The organism is Streptomyces sp. NPDC053673 (genome assembly GCF_055585225.1).
This window is the reverse complement of sequence record NZ_JBVJKN010000013.1, coordinates 1-18,510: the sequence shown is the minus strand read 5'-3', so window position 1 is coordinate 18,510 and position 18,510 is coordinate 1. Positions and strand designations below refer to the sequence as shown.

The window sequence follows — 18,510 nt, the reverse complement described above, 5'->3', positions numbered from 1 at the left end:
GGGCTGATGGCCCATGACCACTTCCGTCCCGTCTACCACCCCGCCGGCCATGACAACGCGCTGCGCGCGGCCCTGCAGGACGTGCGCACCGGACGATGGGTGTCGATGCGGGACCTCCTCACCGGGACGGCCGACCGGTCGCTGTGGACCCAGCGGACCCAGGTCCTTGCCGCCGTCGCGGCCGGCTCCGACGTCGTCAACGCCTGGCGGGCGGAGGAGCCGCAGAGCATCGCCGCGGCCGTGATGCAGACCCGGGTCGCCGTCGAGCGGACCGTCCGCGCACACCGTGACGGGCACCGCCACACCCGGGACCTCTGGCACGAGGCCTGGGACGCGTGCGTGGACACGGCCCGCGCCGCGCCCGACGACCCCGTCCCATGGGTGTGCCTGCTGGCTCTCGCGCAGCTCGACGACCAGCAGCGCATGGCGGAGCACCGGGTCCCGCCGCCCGGTCCGATGCTGCCGCCCGGCCCCTGGGGGCTGCTGGCCGAGGCGGACAAGCGCGACCCCGGCAACCGTGAGGCGTACCACCGGATGCTGCAGTTCCTGTACGTACGACGGGCGGGCGCCCTGTCGGAAGCCGTGAACTTCGTGCAGTGGGCGGCCTCCGCCGCGCCCCCGGGCTCACCGCTGCACGTGCTGCCGCTCTACGCCCGGGTCGAGCGCTACCGCAGGGAGCAGGGCCACCGCCGGGCGCTGGACCTGCACTGGGTCGCGGAAGACGCCATCCGGGACTCCGTCCGCGCCCTGCACGGCTGGTTCGACCACGCCGTGCCCGCCACCAGCTCGCTCCTCGACCTCAGCCATCTCGCCCACGCCCTGTGGGGAGCACTGCACTTCGAGGAGGCCGGCCGGGTCTTCGAGGTGCTGGGGCCGTACTACACCACACTGCCCTGGGCGTACCGCACCCCGGATCAGCACGACCAGGCGCTCACCGAGGAGCTGTACCTGCGCGCCCGTGGCCGCTGTCTCGCCGCCGCCCGTGACGTTCCCGGCGACTGACCCGCCCGTTCACGCCCGTTCCCTCCGTTCCTCCACTCCTCCATGCCCCCCGTTCCCGTCCATCTCCACCGTCCCCCCGATCCATCCAACTCACTTCCCCCGGAGGTCCTTCCATGTCCCGTACAGCGTGGTCCGTCGAGGACCAGGCGCCGCCCAGGGATGAGGAGCAGCGGCTGCGTGAGCTCGGCTACCAGCCGGTCCTCGCCCGCCGGATGGGAGGCTTCGGCAACTTCGCCATCAGCTTCTCCGTCATATCCGTCCTGTCCGGCTGCATGACCCTCTACGGCTTCGGGCTGAACACCGGCGGCCCGGCCGTGATGATGTGGGGCTGGGCGGGCGTCGGACTGTTCGTCCTCTGCGTGGGGCTGGCCCTCGCCGAGGTCACCAGCGCCTACCCCACCTCCGGAGCCCTCTACTACATGGCCGACCGGCTCGGCGGCCGCCGCTGGGGCTGGTACACCGGCTGGCTCAATCTTCTCGGACTGCTGGGCGCGATCGCCGGAATCGACTACGGCGCCGCCCTGTTCACCGGCGCGTTCCTCAATCTCCAGTGGGGCGTCGACCCGACCCCCGGATCGACGTTCGCCATCTTCATCTGCATCCTGCTGCTGCACGCCGTGCTCAACCTGTTCGGCGTCCGCCTCGTCAGCGTCCTCAACTCGGTCAGCGTCTGGTGGCATCTGGCCGGTGTCGCCGTGATCGTCGGCGCCCTGGCGATCGTGCCCGACCACCACCAGTCGCCGTCCTTCGTCTTCACCGAATTCGTCAACGACACCGGCTGGGCCAATCCGTTCTACGTGGCGGCGATCGGCCTGCTGCTCGCCCAGTACACGTTCTCCGGCTACGACGCCTCCGCCCATCTGTCGGAGGAGACCTCCAACGCCTCCGTGTCGGCCTCCCGCGGCATCGTCCGCGCCATCTGGGTCTCCTGGATCGCCGGATTCGTCCTGCTCGCCGGACTGACCTTCGCGATCCAGGACTACGCGGGCACCCAGGGCACGGAAACCGGTGTGCCGCCCGCCCAGATCCTGCTCGACGCGCTCGGCTCGGCAGGAGCCTCGGCGCTGCTGCTCGTCGTGATCGTCGCCCAGCTGTTCTGCGGCAACGCCGAGGTGGCGGCCGCCAGCCGTATGGTGTTCGCCTTCAGCCGGGACAACGCGCTGCCGGGCTCCGCGCTGTGGCGGAAGGTCAGCAGCCGGACGCAGACCCCCGTCCCGGCGGTCTGGCTCTCCGTCGGCGTGGCCTGTCTGCTGGCCCTGCCCTCCCTGTACTCCGTGACCGCGTACGGAGCGGTCACCGCCATCAACGTCATCGGGATCACGCCCGCCTACGCGATCCCCATCTATCTGCGGCTGCGTGCCGGGAACCGCTTCCAGCCGGGCCCCTGGCAACTCGGCCGCTGGAGCAGGCCGATCGGCTGGACCGCCGTGAGCTGGGTCGCCGTCGTCACCGTGCTCTTCTGCCTTCCGCAGTCCTCGCCGGTCACCGTGAACTCCATGAACTACGCCTCGATCGCGCTGGCCGTCGTCCTTCTCCTGGCCACCGTGTGGTGGTTCGTCGCCCGCCGCTCGTACAGCACACCATCCGCGTACGGAAACGCGCGCGAGCAGGCGGCGATCGCCGAAGGAATCGTCTGACCGGTCCTGCGGCGGGCCCGGGCGGCGCGGTGACGCGCGTGCCCGGTCCCGCCGTTCGTTGCGTGCGAACCGTGGCCAGTGGGCAGGAAGACAGCGCAGCCACCCCCCAGCAGGCGACGGCGGGAGCACAGCGATCATGGAGCGGCAGACGGACTGGCAATTCCTCGACGACCGCGGCCACTTGGCGACGGCGGACCGGCGGCCGGCGAGGGTCGTCACCTACATTCAGGCCGGAGCGACCCTCTGGGAGCACGGGATACGTCCCACGGGGCTCTTCGGATCGAACCACGACGGGGACGGGCCGGACCCCGTCAAGGCGGGATCCCTGCCGCTCGACGGCACCGAGTACCTCGGCTCCGGTGCCGCCCTCGATGCCGACGTACTGCTGGGCGGCGCGCCCGATCTCGTCGTCGCCGTCACCTACGGCGGCGCGCAGGTGTACGGCCTCGATCCCGAAGCCGCCAAGCATGTCGAGGAGCGGGTTCCGCTGGTGGTGCTCGACGTCGGCCAGGGCCAGTCCCTCGCGGACGTACGAGCCCGCTTCACCGCACTGGCCCGGGCCCTCGGCGCCGGCCAGGACACCTCGGGCGCTGTCGCCCTCGCCCGCGCCGAGCAGCGCCTGCGGACACTGGCCCGCGGATCCGCCGCCCGGGCGACGCTGCTGGCGCTCTCGCCCGCGTCCGCCGACAGCGCGTATCTGGCCAAGCCGTCGTCCTGGCCGGACCTGCGGGAACTGGCCGGGTTCGGCCTCGATCTGGCGGCCCCGGAAGGCGGGCCGAGCACCAACTGGTTCACCGCCGACTGGTCCGACGTCGCCCGACTCTCCGCCCAGGTCCTCCTCGTCGACGTACGCTCCAACGCCTTCCCGCTCGATGCCCTGCGCGAGAACGCGGCATGGCGGGCCGCCGCGTCAGGGGCCCGCGTCGTCCCCTGGAACCCGGAAGCGCCGAGCAGCGACGGCGCCCACGCCCGGTTCTTCGACGAGGTCGCCGCCGCGCTCGACGCCGTGTCGGACCGGACCTAGGCCCTGTCCGGGCGATCTTGTCGGGCCCGCGACGCCAGCTACGGCACCTCACTGCGTTGTCGGAGTCGCCCAAGTACACCCAGTACGAGGGCGATCCTCCGCCTTGCGATGCGTCCCCTCGGCCCTCCGGGCCTGGGGAGACCCCATGCATCCGACGCTGCGGCCTGTTCCTCGAAGATCGCCCGGACCGGACCTAGTTCCGCGTCCGGCAAGCTTTGCCCTGTCGGGCAAACGGCAAGCTTTGCCCTGTCGGGCAAACGGCAAGCTTTGCCCTGTCGCGCAAACATTGCCGGTCGCGGCACTACCTACCCACGAGCTCCAGGGGCGGGACCGCGCGGACCCAGGGTTCGCCCGACGGCGTGCCCATGGGGCGTTCCCGCCCCCACCGGGCGGCCCGCGATCCGTCACATCTGCCGCGTCTCACCCACCCCAGAGCGTGACGTACACCGGGGGCCGGAACTGGGAGGGCGGGACGCCCGCGCCGGGCGCGCGCATGATGCGGGTCGCCGCGGGGGTGTGCAGGAAGTGCAGGAACGCGTCGGTGGCCGGGGAGCGGTGCTCGGGCTGCAGGACGGTGGCGTGCCACGTGGCGTCCGACGGTGTGGCCGAAGTGTCCAGCATGCGCAGCTCGTCGCGCCGGATGCGGGGCGACACCAGATGGTCCAAGGCCGGAGCCACCCCCGCGCCCTCGGCGGCGGCAGCCCAGGTCGCGGCCTGGTTCGGGAACACCCACACATGCCGTTCGGGCACGTCCAGCCGACGCAGCAGCCGCCCGGAGTCCGCCTCCGGATCGGTGCCGGAGGAGTCGACAAGCCACGACCACTGCGGTGGCGGACCGGGAGGCCGCGGCGCCCTGGCGCCGGTCACCACGACCAGCTGGGTGCGGAACAGTGGCTCGCTGACCAGTTCGCCCCCGCGGACGGCACCGAGATCCGGCCCGAGCGCGACATCGGCCAGCCGGTTCTCCACCAGCACGCGCATCTCGTTGCCGACGGCCACCCCGAAGGAGGTCTCGGTCCTGCGCCCCGCACGGACGGCGAAGGCCTCCATGAGCGACGGAAGTACGAACTCGGCCAGCGTGCTCGTGGCGACGACGCGCAGTTCGTCGGGCGCACCCCGCGCCGCGCGTACCGCGACCTCGGCATCCGCGCTCAGCGCGACCATGCGCGACGCGACCGGCAGGAGCCGCGCCCCCGCGGGCGTCAGCCGCATGCCACCGCCGCTGGTGCGCCGGATGAGCGGATCGCCGAAGTGGGTGCGCAGCGCGCCGATCGCCTGCGACACGGCGGACTCGCTCACGCCCAGGGTTCGCGCCGCAGCCGCCACCGACCCGAGCCGGGCAACCAGCACGAAGGTGCTGAGCTGCGTGACGGTCACCATCTGATTTTCCGGCATTTACCGTGATAAGTGAATGCTTAATATCCCCTTGCACGGCTGGTGCCGGCGAGCGCAGCATCGCGGCAGGGCGGGGGCAGCGTCCCGGGAGGCCCGATGCAGGTTCCAGCCGCGTTCCAGTACGAGAGGGCGACCAGCCTCGATCACGCGATCGAGCTGCTCACCCAGTACGGCCCCGAGGCCCGGGTGGTGGCGGGCGGCCACAGCCTGCTGCCGATGATGAAGCTGCGGCTGGCCCAGCCCGAGGCACTGATCGACATCAACGGCCTCGACGAGCTGGCGCTGATCCGGGTGGACGGCCACGAACTGGCCGTCGGGGCGATGGTCCGCCACGCGGAGCTGCTGGCCTCGCCGGTCGTCGGCGAGCACTTCCCCATCCTGCGGGACGCGGAGCGGGTCATCGCCGACCCCCTCGTGCGCAACCGCGGCACCGTGGGCGGCTCGCTGTGCCAGGCCGATCCGTCGGAGGACCTGTCCGCGGCGTTCTCGGCACTGCGCGCAACCCTTGTCGCCCAGGGCCCCGGAGGCAGACGCTCCATCGCGATCAGGGAGTTCTTCCTCGGCCCGTACGAGACCGCGCTGGACGACGCCGAGCTTCTGGTGGAGATCCGGGTACCCATCCGTTCGCACGCCAGCGCCTACCGCAAGGTCGAGCGCCGGGCCGGCGACTGGGCGGTCGTCGCGGCAGGAGCGGTGCTGGAGATCTCCGGCGGGGTGATCAGTGAGGCCGGCATCGGGCTGACCGCGGTGGGTGCCCCGCGGTTCGTGGCCGAGCGGGCCGAGGACTTCCTGCGCGGCGGACGGCCGGACGACGAGGGCTTCGCCGAAGCGGGCCGGATCGCCTCCGAGGAGTGCCGGCCGGCAGCCGACCAGCGCGGCCCTGCCGACTACAAGAGGCATCTGGCCGGGGAGCTCACCACGCGGGCGCTGCGTGCCGCCGCCGCCCGCGCCCAGGGGCAGGAGGCATGACATGCGGATCACCGTGACCGTGAACGGCGAGCAGCACACGAGGGACGTGGAGCCCAGGCTGCTGCTGGTGCACTTCCTGCGTGACGAACTGGGGCTCACCGGCACCCACTGGGGCTGCGACACCTCCAACTGCGGGGTGTGCACCGTGTGGCTGGACGGCACGCCGGTGAAGTCCTGCACCGTGCTCGCCGTGATGGCCGACGGCCATGAGGTGTCGACCGTCGAGGGTCTGGCGCGCGGCGGTGAACTCGACCCGGTACAGCAGGGATTCGTCGCCTGCCACGGGCTGCAGTGCGGCTTCTGCACGCCGGGGATGATGATGACGGCCCGCTGGCTGCTGGACCACAACGCCGACCCGTCCGAGGAGGACATCCGAGAGGCCATCTCCGGACAGGTGTGCCGCTGCACCGGTTACGAGAACATCGTGCGCTCCGTCCGCTGGGCCGCCGAGCACGGCGGCGGGGCGCGGACCGCCGACGCGGAACAGGCGCCCGGCCGCGAGGAGGTGCGGACATGACGACCACCGGGGAACGGCCGGTCGGCTTCGGCCGGATGCCCCGCAAGGAGGACGCGCGGTTTGTCCGCGGCCACGGAACCTACGTCGACGACGTCCGGCTGCCCGGGATGCTGTACGGAGCCGTCCTGCGCAGCCCGCTCGCGCACGCCCGGATCCTGTCCGTCGACACCAGCGCCGCCGAGGCGCACCCCAAGGTCAAGGCCGTGATCACCGGGGAGATCCTCGCCGGTCTCGGGCTGGCCTGGATGCCCACGATCTCGTACGACACCCAGGCCGTGCTCGCCACCGACAAGGTCCGCTTCCAGGGCCAGGAGGTCGCCTTCGTCGTCGCCGAGGACCGCTACGCCGCCCGGGACGCCCTCGAACTGATCGACGTGGAGTACGAACCGCTCCCGCCGGTCGTCGACGCCCGCAGGGCGCTCGACCCGGACGCGCCGGTCATCCGCGACGACAAGGAACAGCAGACCGGCAACCACATCTTCGACTGGTCGGCGGGCGACAAGGAGCGCACCGACGAGGTCTTCGCGGCCGCCGACGTCGTGGTGGAGCAGGACATGCTCTACCCACGGGTGCACCCGGCGCCACTGGAGACCTGCGGCACCGTCGCGGACATGGACGCCATCACCGGGAAGCTGACGGTGTGGTCGACCACCCAGGCCCCGCACGCCCACCGCACGCTCTACGCAATGGTGGCCGGCATCCCGGAGCACAAGATCCGGATCATCTCCCCCGACATCGGCGGCGGCTTCGGCAACAAGGTCGGCATCTACCCCGGCTACGTGTGCGCGGTCGTCGGCTCGATCGTCACCGGCAAGCCGGTCAAGTGGGTGGAGGACCGCTCGGAGAACCTGATGAGCACCTCCTTCGCCCGCGACTACCACATGCACGGCGAGATCGCGGCGACGAAGGACGGGAAGATCCAGGCCCTGCGCGTCCATGTGACCGCCGACCACGGCGCCTTCAACGCCACCGCGCAGCCGACGCAGTTCCCCGCCGGCTTCTTCGGCGTGTTCACCGGCTCGTACGACCTGGCCGCCGCCCATTGCACCGTGACCGGCGTCTACACCAACAAGGCGCCCGGCGGTGTCGCGTACGCCTGCTCGTTCCGCGTCACCGAGGCCGTGTACCTGGTCGAGCGGATGGTCGACCTGCTCGCGGCCGAGCTCGGCGCGGACCCGGCAGAGCTGCGGATGCGCAACCTGCTGCGACCCGAACAGTTCCCGTACCGGACACAGACCGGGTGGGAGTACGACTCCGGCGACTACCCGCGGACCCTGCGGCTGGCGATGGACATGGCGCACTACGAGGACCTGCGCCGGGAGCAGGCCGAGAAGCGCGAGCGCGACGAGCTGATGGGCATCGGGGTCAGCTTCTTCACCGAGGCCGTCGGCGCGGGCCCGCGCAGGCACATGGACATCCTCGGGCTGGGCATGGCCGACGGCGCCGAGTTGCGCGTCCACCCGACCGGCAAGGCCGTCCTGCGGATCTCCGTACAGACCCAGGGCCAGGGCCATGAGACGACCTTCGCGCAGATCGTCGCCGAGGAACTCGGCATCCCGCCCGAGGACGTCGAGGTGGTGCACGGCGACACCGACCAGACCCCGTTCGGGCTCGGCACCTACGGATCCCGCTCCACGCCCGTGTCCGGCGCGGCGACCGCGATGGTCGCCCGCAAGGTGCGCGAGCGCGCGAAGATCGTCGCCTCCGCGATGCTCGAAGTGAGCCCGGACGACCTGGAATGGGAGAAGGGCCGCTGGTTCGTGACCGGCGACCCCGACCAGGGAAAGACCATGGCCGAGATCGCCCTCGCGGCGCATTCCACCCTCGAACTCCCGGAGGGCGTCGAGGGCCACCTGGACGCGACCTGCGTCTACAACCCGCCGAACCTCACCTTCCCCTTCGGCGCCTACATCTGCGTGGCCGACGTGGACGCGGGCACCGGTCAGGTCAAGGTGCGCCGGTTCGTCGCCGTGGACGACTGCGGCAACCGGATCAACCCCATGATCGTCGAGGGGCAGGTGCACGGCGGGCTCGCCGACGGCCTCGGCATGGCGCTCATGCAGGTCATCGCCTTCGACGAGGACGGCAACTGCCTCGGCGGGTCCTTCATGGACTACCTCCTGCCGACCTCGGTCGAGTGTCCGTCCTGGGAGCTCGGCGAGACCGTCACCCCCTCCCCCCACCACCCGATCGGCGCGAAGGGTGTCGGCGAGTCGGCCACCGTGGGCTCGCCTGCCGCAGTGGTCAACGCTGTGGTCGACGCACTGAAACCGCTCGGCGTACGCCACATCGACATGCCCCTGACCCCCGCCGCGGTATGGCGGGCCGCCCAGGGCCGGCCGCTGCGCAGCGACCTGGCGATCACCTGAGGTCGTGATGACGAGCACCGAACTGCTGAACCGCGCGGACGGACTCCGGCAGGGCCGGACCCCCTTCGTTCTGGCCACCGTCGTACGCGCGGAACGGCCCACGAGTGCCAAGCCCGGGGACACTGCGCTGGTGCTGCCCGACGGCACCGTCGAAGGCTTCGTGGGCGGCACATGCGCCGAGACGACGGTGCAACTGCATGGTCTGCGGCTGCTGCAGACCGGCGAGTCGCTGCTGCTGCGGATCACGGCCGCCGCAGACGCCGGGGCCGAAGGCGCCGAGGCGACGGACCAGGGCCTCGTGACGGTGGCCAATCCGTGCCTGTCGGGCGGGACGCTCGACATCTTCATGGAGGTGAACCTCCCGCCGGCACTGGTGTACGTCTACGGACACGCGCCCATCGCCCGGGCCCTGCTCGACGTCGGTCGCGTGCTCGGCCTCGACACCCGGCCCGCCTCGCCCGGGGAGCCGTTGCCGCCCGATCTGGACGTCGTCGTCGTCGCCTCGCACGGCCGCGACGAGGAGCCCGTGCTGATCGAGGCCGTGCGCGCCGCGGTCCCGTACATCGGGCTGGTGGCCAGCCGGAAGCGCGGCGCGGCGGTACTCGCCGGGCTGGGCCTCACCGAGAAGCAGCGCGCGCACGTCCGGACCCCGGCCGGGCTGGACATCGGAGCACGCACCCCGGCGGAGGTGGCGCTTTCGGTGTACGCCGAGATCATCGCGTTGCGGCCGCGACGCGCCCGGCCCGCGCGGCCCGCGGGCGCAGCCGCCGGGGCGCCCGCCGTCGCCGAGGCGGTCGATCCCGTGTGCGGCATGACCGTCGCGATCACCCCCGCGACCCTCGCGCTGGACCGGGACGGCGGCACGGCGTACTTCTGCGGGCCGGGGTGCCAGCACGCCTTCGCCGACGACCCTTCCCGTTACGCGCATGCCTGACGTCGACGCCCTCGTACCGGATGTCCCCGCCCTGCGCTCAGGGCTGGACGCCGTCGGCTACCTGGCGGACGACGCCCTGGCCACGGCGCTGCTGCTGGCCGTGCGCATGCGGCAGCCCATCCTGCTGGAGGGCGAGCCCGGCGTCGGCAAGACCGAGGCGGCCCGCGCCCTCGCCGCCGTACTCGACACCCCCCTGATCCGGCTGCAGTGCTACGAGGGGCTCTCCTCGGCCGAGGCCCTGTACGAGTGGAACTATCCGCGGCAACTGCTGGCCATCCGGCTGGCCGAGTCCCGCGGGGAGTCCCTGCGCGACACCGACCTGTTCGCCGAGGACTATCTGCTGCCGCGGCCGCTGCTCGCAGCCATCTCCCACCCGGGACCGCGGCCGGCCGTGCTGCTCATCGACGAGGTGGACCGCGCCGACGACGAATTCGAGGCCTTCCTGCTGGAGCTGCTCGCCGACGCCGCCGTCACCATCCCCGAACTGGGGACCCGCAGGGCCACGGTGCCGCCGGTGGCGGTACTGACCTCCAACCGCACCCGGGACCTGCACGACGCGCTGAAACGCCGCTGCCTCTACCACTGGATCGACTACCCGGACACCGCACGGGTGGCCGCGATCATCCGCAAACGGGTGCCGGAGTCGGCCGAGTGGCTGGCCGCGCGCGTGGCGCGCGGGGTGGCGGCGTTGCGTGCCCGGCCGGAGCTCACCAAGCCGCCCGGCATCGCCGAGGCGATCGACTGGGCAGGCGCGCTGCAGGCGCTGGGGCTGTCCGTTCTCGACGCCGATGCAGCGGACCGCACCCTGGGGGCGGTGCTCAAGTACGCCGAGGACCTGCAGGCCGTGCGCCGGTCCGGGCTGGCGGAGCTGGTCGATGCGGAGACCGGCACCGATGCCTGACCTGCCGGAACTGGCCGCCTCGTTCACCGGGGCCCTGCGCGACGCCGGGATCGCGGTGGGCCCCGGGCGCACACGCAGCTTCGCCCGGGCCGTCACCCTGCTGGCGCCGTCGACGACGCGCGAGTTGCGGCACTGCGCGCTCACCACCCTGGTGTCCGACCGCGAGCAGATCGAGCCGTTCGACGCGGTCTTCCGCGAGGTCTTCGGCGGCCCGGCCGACCGCGGAGCACGGCGCGGGCAGCCCGGCGACCCGCCTCGGTCGCACACGAGCACCGTCCCCGGCGCCGACAGGAAGACCACCGCGGACGAAGGTGGCAGGGAGGCCGCCGCACAGCCGCGGGAAGTAGCCCTGCCTCTCGCCGCCAGTCCCCTCGACCGCCTCGCCACCCGCGACTTCGCGGCCCTGTCCGCCGAGGAACTGGCGCGCCTCTCCGAGATGATGCGCACCATCGCGCTTCGCACCCCGACGCGGCCCTCCCGCCGGCGCCGGCCCGCGCCCCACGGCGAGCGGATCGACCTGCGCCGCACGCTGGCCGTCAGCAGGCGCACCGGCGGATACCCCCTGCGGCTGCGCCGCTTCGTACCGCGCACCCGTCCCCGCGATCTCGTCGTGCTCTGCGACATCTCCGGATCGATGGAGCCCTACGCCCGCGCCATGCTGCAACTGCTCTACTGCGCTTCGCGCGCAGCCCGGGCGGAGGTGTTCACCTTCGCCACCCGGCTCACCCGCCTCACGCCCGCCCTCCGCCGGGCCGGGCCGTACGACGCTCTGGCACGGGCCGGGCGGGCGGCCCCGGACTGGTCCGGTGGCACCCGGATAGCGGACTGCCTCGCGGAGTTCAACGAACGGTTCGGCCGACGGGGCATGGCGCACGGCGCCGTGGTCGTCATCGTCTCCGACGGCTGGGACACCGGCGCGCCCGCCGACCTCGCCACGCACATGGCACGGCTGTCGCGCGTCGCATACCGCGTCGTATGGGTCAACCCCCGTACGGCCAGCCCTCGTTACCGTCCGCTCGTCGGCGGCATGGCCGCCGCGTTGCCCTACTGCGACGCCGTCGTCAGCGCCCACAGCTTCGCGGCCCTGGACGACTTCACCGCCGCCTTGTCCGCCCCGGGCCGCCGACGGTGACCCGGTGCCCTCCCGTACCGGGAGGATCACCGGGGCTCGTCCGTCTCGCGCGCGAACGGCTCACGGGGTGGCTGCTCGCGAACACCACCAGCGGTGAGCGCTTCCGTGCCGGGCTCCCGGCGGACTGGACCCTGGCTGACAGGACCGGCGCAGGGAAGTACGGGACGAACAACGACGTGGGCATCGCCCGGTCCGCGGACGGGTCCCCTGTCGTACTGGCCGTCCTGACGACCAAGCAGGCCCCCGACGCCGCGGCGGACAATCCGCTGATCGCCAGGACCGCCGCGCTGCCGGCGGACGTGATCGCCTGATGCTTCGGCGAGGGGGCACCGGCCGGTCCCCCGGAGGTGGCGGCGGAGCGGCTGCACACGGAGCAGCGGACGGGCCCGTGACGGCGGCTCCAGAAGTCCGTGCGCCCACGGCACCACCTCTCACCCGTTCTCGAGTCGTGCCGCGAGCTCGACGGGGAGGAGGTCCCGGTTCGCGGCGGTGAGTACGACGACGTCGATGTCTGCGCGCCGTTTGAGTGCGTCCGTGAACGGGTCGTGCCGTGCATGGACCGTGGCGATGACGTCGGCATCGGCATCGAAGAGGGCCCGGACGACGTCGCGGAACGCGGTGCAGGCCAGCTCCATCCCGCCGAGCTCGTCGATGAGCACGAGCTGCCCCGCAGCCGGATGCGTTGCCGCCGCCGTCAGCGCCGGCAGCGCAAGCCGTTCCATGACACTCAGGTCGACGCCGTAACGGCCGATCCGAGGCGGCCCCGGGAAGTCGGCATGGGCGAGCACCGCCCGTCGGCCGGACAGGGTCTCCAGAACGAAGCCCTCCCGGGTACCCCTGTGCCGAATCTCCTCAGTGGTGAAACCCACGACGTTCCGCCTGCGCAGCAGCGTCACCAGTCGGCGGACGGCGGTGGTCTTCCCCGAGCCGGGCCGCCCTTCCATCAGGATTCTCGTCGGCATCTCGTCTCCACATCAGGTCGGCGGCCTGGACGGTCGAGGCCGCGGGAACCGACGCCGGCGGCCTTCGACCACTCGGCCGATCGGGTGCTTCGGCGCCACCGGTCGGTGCCCACCGGGCCGCCGCGGACAGAGCCGCGCGCATGACCGCAACCGAGCTGAGCAGCACGGCGTTCGACGACCATGACAGTAGGGTCCGGTGCGAGTCTTCCGGCCGCGCGACCCGCCGTGCGCGGCCCCCTGACAGTCCGTCGACGACGGCCCGTCAGCCCGTCTGCCGCCCCGCGTCGCGGATCAGCGCGCCCTCCTCCAGCCACGCACCGTGCGAGAAGTAGTGCGTGACGATCCGCACGAGCGCCAGCCGGGCCTCCGGGGCACGGCCGGAGTAGGCGTCCGGGCCGCCGTTCGGCTCCAGGGAGAGGACCGCGTCCTCCCAGGCGCACCAGTCGTTCGCGGCCTTCGACCGCACCTCGGGGTCGGGGTCGTTCATCCGGCGCGCGTACGCCGCGACCGGATCGCCGTACCGTCCCGCTTCCGGGATCCCGGCCAGGAACCGCTCCCACTCCTGCGGGAAGAAGCGCGCCACACCGCGGTACAGCCAGTCGATCTCCGTACGCCGGGTCGTGGTCACACCGTTCACGACGATCTCCGACACGCGCTCCGGGTGCCTTTGCGCGTATGCGAGCAGCAGCGTCGAACCCCATGAACCGCCGTACAGCAGCCAGCGGTCGATCCCCAGCAGCTCACGCAGCCGTTCCATGTCGGCGAGGAGATGCCCCGTCGTGTTGTGGGTCAGGTCCGTGGCGGGATCGCCGGCGTGCGGTGTGCTGCGGCCACATCCGCGCTGGTCGAACAGGACGATCCGGTACCGCTCGGGATCGAAGTAGCTGCGGACGCCGGGCGTACAGCCGGACCCCGGCCCGCCGTGCACGACGAGAGCGGGCTTGCCCTGCGGATTGCCGCAGACCTCCCAGTAGACGAGATGGCCGTCGCCGGTGTCGAGCATGCCCTGGTCGTACGGTTCGACAGGCGGATACATCTCGGGAATGACGGCTCCTCAGGTACGGGCAGAGCGGGCGGAGTTGATCACGATAGGCGCCCCGACCGGCTTCCGCAGCGGAGTTTCAAGCTCGCCCGGTGAGCCGGTTGACGCCGCGCAGCCCCGTGCGTTCGTCGTCGTCGCGCCGACGGTGGCGAGGTCCATCAGGTACTGCCACAGCCGGTCGTGGTCGACGGTGACGGGCTCGGCGGAACCGTCCGTGCTGGTGGTGACGTTGGCCGTGGTGGTCATCGTGTCGTTGCCTCGGGCTGGTGGGGGAGGGAGTGGGGGTTGGCCGTGCTGCCCTCCGTGCAGAGCAGTACGACGGTGGTGCCGGGTCCCGCGCCGAGCGCGGCCCTGCGTCCGGCGGCGCCGGGCCCGGTCAGCGCGGCGCGGACCCCGGCAAGCGACGCGGCCCCGCAGGGACCCGCGGGCACACCGAGGGCGGCCAGGTCGTGTGCGGCCAGGTCCGCGTCCGGGTCGCCGACGGCGACCGCGGCGTCGAGGCCGTCGCGGAGCACCGGCCAGGCGAGGGAGGAGGCCGTACCGCAGTTGAGACCGGCCATGGTGGTGGAACCGGTCTCAACGGTGGCCGGCCGCCCCGCGCTGAGGGAGGCCAGTACGGACGCCGCGGTGTCCGGTTCGACGGTGAGGAGTGCGGGCGAAGGTCCCGTCGCCCGGCTGCGGTAGTGGGTGACGGCCGCCTGGGCCAGGGAACCCACTCCGGCGGGCACGGACACCAGCCCGGCCGGGCCTGCTCCGGCGTCCCGCAGCTGGGCGTCGGTCTCGGTGAACAGTGTGGAGTACCCCTCGACGATCCAGCCGGGGATCTCCTCGTAACCGGGCCAGGCCATGTCCTGGACCAGGACGGAGCCCGGTTCCGCGGCGGCTTCCGCCGCGCGGGCGACGGCCGCGTCGTAACTGCCGGAGACCTGGACGACCTCCGCGCCCTCGGCCTCGATGGCGGCCGTGGCGGCCGGATGCACCCCGCCGGCGACGAACACCCGGGCGTGCTGCCCGGACTGCCGGGCCATCCGGGCGAGGGCGCGGCCGTGATTGCCGTCCGTCGCGGTGACGAGCACCAGAGGTCCGCGCTCGCGACGAAGCGCCGCGTCGTCGGTCCTCGGCTCTTCGCCATCGGGCCCTCGATGTCTGCCGAGCAGCCGGTGGACCGCCCAGGACGCGCCGAGCGCCTTGAAGGCGGCGAGCCCGAGCCGTGTCGACTCGTCCTTGGCGAACACCCTTCCCACGCCCAGTTCGCCTGCCAGATCGGGGAGTTCGGTCAACGGGGTGGGGGAGTAGCCGGGGAGCCCGGCGTGGAAGGCCGAGATCCCGTCGGGAGCAGGGTCACAGCGCCAGGTCCTGGCCTCGGGCCGTACGTACCAGCCCAGGGGGGCGGTGGAAGCGTTCTCTGTCACGTCACCACCGTGCCGGTACCAGGTCTCTTTGGTCCAGCGAATGTTTCCGAGCAATACTCATCGGGAAATCCGAACGTTCGATCCCTGGGGCGCAGGTCCGATGCTGGATCTGCACCGGCTGCGTCTGCTGCGTGAGCTGAAGCGGCCCTTCCCGCCCTGCTCGCACGCGACTTCGATCTGGTCCTCGGCGAGGAGTACCCGGGCAGCCCCGGCCCGCGGCCCGACCGCATCGAACAGGAGGAGCTGTGCACGGACACGCTCCGCCTCGCCCTGCCGGGCCCCGGTGACCCCGATGACCCCGGCGAACCACAGCAGGCGCTGCGCGGGCTCGCCGCGCATCCGTGGGTGATGGAGCCGGAAGGCACCGTCGCCCGTCAGTGGGCGCTGTCGCTGTGCCGCGACGCCGGTTTCGAGCCGGACGTACGGTACGAATCCACCGACCTGCTGCTCCATCTGCGGCTGGTCGAGGAGGGCCACGCTGCCGCGCTGCTCCCGGATCTCGTCTGGCACGGCCGCACCCCGACCGTCCCCCTGCGGGACCTGCCCAGCGGCCGCGCCTCGCGCCGAATATTCACCGCCGTTCGCAGCGGCGGCAGCCGCCACCCCGCGGTCGTGGCCTGCCGCGCGGCGCTCCGGGAGTCCGCACGCCAGGCCACAGCCCCGCCGACGTGACGGGGCCGACGGGCAGCACGGCAAACAGCCGCTGACAAGGCGTCAGCCGACTGCCGGCTCCCGCTGCATCGGCGGCTCGGCGGGCGTCCCGGGGACCGGGCCGAACAGCACCGCGCGAGCGACCTTCGGCGCGAACAGCGCGGTGAGCGGTGTGGTCAGCGTCAGTACGGAACGGAAGGCGGGGCCCACGACGTCGGGGTCGCCCGGGTACCGCTGCTGGACGCGGCTCAGGTACCAGGCGGCGGGACGGTCCACGGCCCGCGCGGTCACCGCGCTCCCCACCGCGCCCGGCATCTTCCGGTCCGCGCCCGAGGAGATGTCCCAGGCCTGGCGCGAGGCCTCGAACAGCGCCTGCTGGACCCGCCGCGTCGTCGGCGTACGACGGTGATCGCCCAGCGCGTCGCGCAGTGCCACGGCGCTCATCGCGGCGACCGACATGCCCTGCCCGTAGATCGGGTTGAAGGTGCACAGCGCGTCGCCCGTCGCCAGGAATCCGGCGGGGCGGCGGCCAGGGCGGTCGTACCGGCGCCGCATGTTCGATGTCGACCGGAAGCCGAAGGGCGCCGTCTGCGGCTCCGCCTCCAGCAGCCACTCATGGAAGTAGGGGTGCGGCAAGCGGGCCGCGAACGCGGTGAACCCGGCCTCGTCCGTGGGCGGTTCCTGGCCGCGCAGGCCCGAGAAGATGACCAGATGGGTGCCGTCCTCCAAGGGCAGCACGCCGCCTCCGTACACCTGTGACGGGTTCGGGTAGAACCAGTACGCGAGGGATTCGGTGCCCAGGTTCTTGCTCGTGTTGCGGTAGATGCGTGAGGTGTAGGCGAGACCGGTGTCGATGGTCTCCTCCTGCGGTGGCTCGGCACCGATCGCACTCAGCCACTGCGGGGCACGCGAACCGCGGCCCGACGCGTCCACGACCAGGTCGGCTTCGAGAGTGCGCGGTTCCCCGCGGCCGGCCCGCGCCCCGTCGCCGCGCTCGCGCAGCAGCACTCCCCGCACCCGCGAGGCATCGCCGACGAGCCCGACGGCGTCCGTCGACTCGGCCCTCGTGATCACCGGGTTGGCCAGCACCCGCTCGCGCACCAGATGCTCGATCTGGGCGCGGGAACCGGTGTATATGTGCGTCGTCGGCGCCGTTCGCCGGAACCAGCCGTCACTCCACTGCACCATGTCCGACGGCATGCCGACCCGGGGCGCGCCCGCCGCCCTCAGCTCGGCCATGAATCCCGGCAGCAACGAGTCCAGTGCGAGCTGTCCGCCCTCCAGCAGCACATGGGCGTGCCGGCCGTGCGGTACGCCGGCGCGCGGCTGGGGACTTTCCGGGAAGCGGTCGCGCTCGACGAGCGTCACCTTGTCGGCGTGCTCGGCGAGCACGTGCGCCGCGAGCAGCCCCGCGAGGCTGCCTCCGATGACGACGGCATGGCGCCCACCCGCGCTCCGTCTCCAACTGCCGTTCATGTGCGCATGGTTCACCATGTCCGCCCCTCGTGGTCAGCGCGTGGATCCAGGACTGACCAGTATTCCCGGCGCGGCCCGGAAGATCACGACGGCCGGGCCGGAGGCGCTCGATGTGGTATGCCGCCTCGTTCCGGTGCTGGGCGATGTGTTGGGCGCGGCAGTCGTCGAGGCTGTACTCGATCCGGCAGGATCGAAAGCAACCCCTGGGCCGGCCTGGGTCGTGCCTTCAGAGTCCCGTCTGCCGGGCGACGCTACTTCGAAGACACTCCCTGGCCGTCGGCCGCCGGCCGGCGCAGCTCCGTCAGCGCATACGTCAGCCACTCGATCCAGAACCGCTCCAGATCGATCCCGCCACGGAGTACGACATGCCGGATCCGGTCCTCGACGGAGTCCCGCTCCGGCGGGAAATGCCGCTGCTCGATATCGGTGTACTCGGCCAACTGGCGTTCGTGCAGGGCGAGATGACGGCGCAGCTCGGCCTCCAGGCCCTCCGTCCCCACTACCGCCGCCGCCCGCATCCGCAGCAGCAGCGCGTCCCGGATCGGCTTCGGGTCCTCGGTCCTGCCGACCCATGTGGTCAGCTCGGCGCGGCCCGCGGGCAGTACCTCGTACTCCTTCTTCTGGCCGCGGGTCGGCTGGGCGGACGGCAGGGCACGGATGTGCCCCGCCTCCTCCAGCTTGCCCAGCTCCCGGTAGATCTGCTGATGCGTGGCCGACCAGAAGTAGCCGATCGACTTGTCGAAGCGGCGGGTCAGCTCCAGCCCTGAGGACGGCTTCTCGAGCAGGGCGGTGAGGATCGCGTGCGGGAGTGACATGGCGTCATCCTAGGTTCGGTTGTACAGCAGCGCCTCAATCGCCGGAGGGGCTCAGCAGGGGCCCTTGGCGGGTGGCCACCGGCGAAGCTCCGGGGGAGGTCGAGGACACACCCGAAGGGCGATGCGGGGGTCCGGGGGGCTTGCCCCCGGACAAACCCCCAGGCCGTGTTTGAGAACTCCCGCCTGGCGCGCGACGCCCGGCACGCCCTCCCCCGTAGCCCTTCGGGCACGGGAGGTGCCCCCACGCTGCGTTGTCGGAGTCATCCACGTAC

16 protein-coding genes and 2 pseudogenes are annotated in these 18,510 nt (G+C 72.2%); 11 read left to right on the top strand and 7 right to left on the bottom strand.

The window, feature by feature from the left end; all coding sequences use genetic code 11:
- Positions 1-6 precede the first annotated feature (6 nt).
- From ACZ6ZQ_RS19670 to ACZ6ZQ_RS19660, 3 genes are all read left to right on the top strand, one after another.
- Positions 7-1,002, top strand: coding sequence for a hypothetical protein (locus ACZ6ZQ_RS19670; RefSeq protein WP_469769780.1), 996 nt, complete (start codon positions 7-9; stop codon positions 1,000-1,002).
- 113 nt (positions 1,003-1,115) lie between these two features.
- Complete coding sequence (locus tag ACZ6ZQ_RS19665; protein WP_469769779.1) at positions 1,116-2,639, top strand: amino acid permease; 1,524 nt, start codon at positions 1,116-1,118, stop codon at positions 2,637-2,639.
- A 136-nt stretch (positions 2,640-2,775) separates the two neighbouring features.
- The gene (locus ACZ6ZQ_RS19660; protein ID WP_469769778.1) at positions 2,776-3,663 is read left to right on the top strand and encodes a substrate-binding domain-containing protein; all 888 of its coding nucleotides are present in this window, start codon (positions 2,776-2,778) and stop codon (positions 3,661-3,663) included.
- A gap of 420 nt (positions 3,664-4,083) precedes the next feature.
- Here ACZ6ZQ_RS19660 and ACZ6ZQ_RS19655 read toward each other — a convergent pair whose 3' ends face one another.
- On the bottom strand, positions 4,084-5,043 hold the full coding sequence (locus ACZ6ZQ_RS19655; RefSeq protein WP_469769777.1) for a LysR family transcriptional regulator: 960 nt from the start codon (positions 5,041-5,043) through the stop codon (positions 4,084-4,086).
- A gap of 111 nt (positions 5,044-5,154) precedes the next feature.
- On the opposite strand from ACZ6ZQ_RS19655, the gene ACZ6ZQ_RS19650 reads away from it, so the two are divergent.
- Genes ACZ6ZQ_RS19650 through ACZ6ZQ_RS19620 form a run of 7 tightly spaced genes read left to right on the top strand, consistent with a single transcriptional unit; the run spans position 5,155 to position 12,191 of the window.
- Positions 5,155-6,027, top strand: a complete 873-nt coding sequence (locus ACZ6ZQ_RS19650) for an FAD binding domain-containing protein (RefSeq protein WP_469769776.1) — start codon at positions 5,155-5,157, stop codon at positions 6,025-6,027.
- Position 6,028: 1 nt separating this feature from the next.
- Positions 6,029-6,544 carry a (2Fe-2S)-binding protein gene (locus ACZ6ZQ_RS19645; protein WP_469769775.1) on the top strand — a complete coding sequence of 172 codons (516 nt, stop codon included), beginning with the start codon at positions 6,029-6,031 and terminating at the stop codon, positions 6,542-6,544.
- Positions 6,541-8,913 carry an aerobic carbon-monoxide dehydrogenase large subunit gene (locus tag ACZ6ZQ_RS19640; protein ID WP_469769774.1) on the top strand — a complete coding sequence of 791 codons (2,373 nt, stop codon included), beginning with the start codon at positions 6,541-6,543 and terminating at the stop codon, positions 8,911-8,913. The genes ACZ6ZQ_RS19645 and ACZ6ZQ_RS19640 overlap by 4 nt, the downstream gene beginning before the upstream one ends.
- Before the next feature lie 7 nt (positions 8,914-8,920).
- Positions 8,921-9,847, top strand: coding sequence for an XdhC family protein (locus tag ACZ6ZQ_RS19635; protein WP_469769924.1), 927 nt, complete (start codon positions 8,921-8,923; stop codon positions 9,845-9,847).
- Entirely contained in the window at positions 9,840-10,748 is a 909-nt protein-coding gene (locus ACZ6ZQ_RS19630; RefSeq protein WP_469769773.1) for an AAA family ATPase, read from the top strand. Before ACZ6ZQ_RS19635 ends, ACZ6ZQ_RS19630 begins: the two co-directional genes overlap by 8 nt.
- On the top strand, positions 10,741-11,880 hold the full coding sequence (locus tag ACZ6ZQ_RS19625; protein ID WP_469769772.1) for a vWA domain-containing protein: 1,140 nt from the start codon (positions 10,741-10,743) through the stop codon (positions 11,878-11,880). The genes ACZ6ZQ_RS19630 and ACZ6ZQ_RS19625 overlap by 8 nt, the downstream gene beginning before the upstream one ends.
- On the top strand, positions 11,877-12,191 hold the full coding sequence (locus ACZ6ZQ_RS19620; protein ID WP_469769771.1) for a serine hydrolase: 315 nt from the start codon (positions 11,877-11,879) through the stop codon (positions 12,189-12,191). The genes ACZ6ZQ_RS19625 and ACZ6ZQ_RS19620 overlap by 4 nt, the downstream gene beginning before the upstream one ends.
- A gap of 120 nt (positions 12,192-12,311) precedes the next feature.
- Here ACZ6ZQ_RS19620 and ACZ6ZQ_RS19615 read toward each other — a convergent pair whose 3' ends face one another.
- The 4 genes and pseudogenes from ACZ6ZQ_RS19615 to ACZ6ZQ_RS19600 all read right to left on the bottom strand — a co-directional run bounded on the left by ACZ6ZQ_RS19615 (position 12,312) and on the right by ACZ6ZQ_RS19600 (position 15,296).
- Positions 12,312-12,842 carry a nucleoside-triphosphatase gene (locus ACZ6ZQ_RS19615; RefSeq protein WP_469769770.1) on the bottom strand — a complete coding sequence of 177 codons (531 nt, stop codon included), beginning with the start codon at positions 12,840-12,842 and terminating at the stop codon, positions 12,312-12,314.
- A 265-nt stretch (positions 12,843-13,107) separates the two neighbouring features.
- Positions 13,108-13,878, bottom strand: a pseudogene (gene pip, locus ACZ6ZQ_RS19610) (prolyl aminopeptidase); the annotation flags it as partial.
- Between the two features lie 18 nt (positions 13,879-13,896).
- Positions 13,897-14,130, bottom strand: a complete 234-nt coding sequence (locus ACZ6ZQ_RS19605; protein ID WP_469769769.1) for a hypothetical protein — start codon at positions 14,128-14,130, stop codon at positions 13,897-13,899.
- On the bottom strand, positions 14,127-15,296 hold the full coding sequence (locus tag ACZ6ZQ_RS19600) for a diaminopropionate ammonia-lyase (RefSeq protein ID WP_469769768.1): 1,170 nt from the start codon (positions 15,294-15,296) through the stop codon (positions 14,127-14,129). The genes ACZ6ZQ_RS19605 and ACZ6ZQ_RS19600 overlap by 4 nt, the downstream gene beginning before the upstream one ends.
- Before the next feature lie 138 nt (positions 15,297-15,434).
- Here ACZ6ZQ_RS19600 and ACZ6ZQ_RS19595 point away from each other — a divergent pair.
- Positions 15,435-15,968, top strand: a pseudogene (locus ACZ6ZQ_RS19595) (LysR substrate-binding domain-containing protein); the annotation flags it as partial.
- A gap of 42 nt (positions 15,969-16,010) precedes the next feature.
- Here ACZ6ZQ_RS19595 and ACZ6ZQ_RS19590 read toward each other — a convergent pair.
- Complete coding sequence (locus ACZ6ZQ_RS19590; protein ID WP_469769767.1) at positions 16,011-17,441, bottom strand: FAD-dependent oxidoreductase; 1,431 nt, start codon at positions 17,439-17,441, stop codon at positions 16,011-16,013.
- A 233-nt stretch (positions 17,442-17,674) separates the two neighbouring features.
- Positions 17,675-18,238 (bottom strand): PadR family transcriptional regulator, encoded by a 564-nt coding sequence (locus tag ACZ6ZQ_RS19585; RefSeq protein WP_469769766.1) that lies wholly within the window; start codon positions 18,236-18,238, stop codon positions 17,675-17,677.
- Between the last annotated feature and the right edge of the window lie 272 nt (positions 18,239-18,510).

Bases quoted from the DNA above. Each gene is read 5' to 3' on its own strand.
- ACZ6ZQ_RS19670 (WP_469769780.1), top strand. From the start codon at position 7: ATGGCCCATGACCACTTCCGTCCCGTCTACCACCCCGCCGGCCATGAC.
- ACZ6ZQ_RS19665 (WP_469769779.1), top strand. From the start codon at position 1,116: ATGTCCCGTACAGCGTGGTCCGTCGAGGACCAGGCGCCGCCCAGGGAT.
- ACZ6ZQ_RS19660 (WP_469769778.1), top strand. From the start codon at position 2,776: ATGGAGCGGCAGACGGACTGGCAATTCCTCGACGACCGCGGCCACTTG.
- ACZ6ZQ_RS19655 (WP_469769777.1), bottom strand. From the start codon at position 5,043: ATGGTGACCGTCACGCAGCTCAGCACCTTCGTGCTGGTTGCCCGGCTC.
- ACZ6ZQ_RS19650 (WP_469769776.1), top strand. From the start codon at position 5,155: ATGCAGGTTCCAGCCGCGTTCCAGTACGAGAGGGCGACCAGCCTCGAT.
- ACZ6ZQ_RS19645 (WP_469769775.1), top strand. From the start codon at position 6,029: ATGCGGATCACCGTGACCGTGAACGGCGAGCAGCACACGAGGGACGTG.
- ACZ6ZQ_RS19640 (WP_469769774.1), top strand. From the start codon at position 6,541: ATGACGACCACCGGGGAACGGCCGGTCGGCTTCGGCCGGATGCCCCGC.
- ACZ6ZQ_RS19635 (WP_469769924.1), top strand. From the start codon at position 8,921: ATGACGAGCACCGAACTGCTGAACCGCGCGGACGGACTCCGGCAGGGC.
- ACZ6ZQ_RS19630 (WP_469769773.1), top strand. From the start codon at position 9,840: ATGCCTGACGTCGACGCCCTCGTACCGGATGTCCCCGCCCTGCGCTCA.
- ACZ6ZQ_RS19625 (WP_469769772.1), top strand. From the start codon at position 10,741: ATGCCTGACCTGCCGGAACTGGCCGCCTCGTTCACCGGGGCCCTGCGC.
- ACZ6ZQ_RS19615 (WP_469769770.1), bottom strand. From the start codon at position 12,842: ATGCCGACGAGAATCCTGATGGAAGGGCGGCCCGGCTCGGGGAAGACC.
- ACZ6ZQ_RS19605 (WP_469769769.1), bottom strand. From the start codon at position 14,130: ATGACCACCACGGCCAACGTCACCACCAGCACGGACGGTTCCGCCGAG.
- ACZ6ZQ_RS19590 (WP_469769767.1), bottom strand. From the start codon at position 17,441: ATGGTGAACCATGCGCACATGAACGGCAGTTGGAGACGGAGCGCGGGT.
- ACZ6ZQ_RS19585 (WP_469769766.1), bottom strand. From the start codon at position 18,238: ATGTCACTCCCGCACGCGATCCTCACCGCCCTGCTCGAGAAGCCGTCC.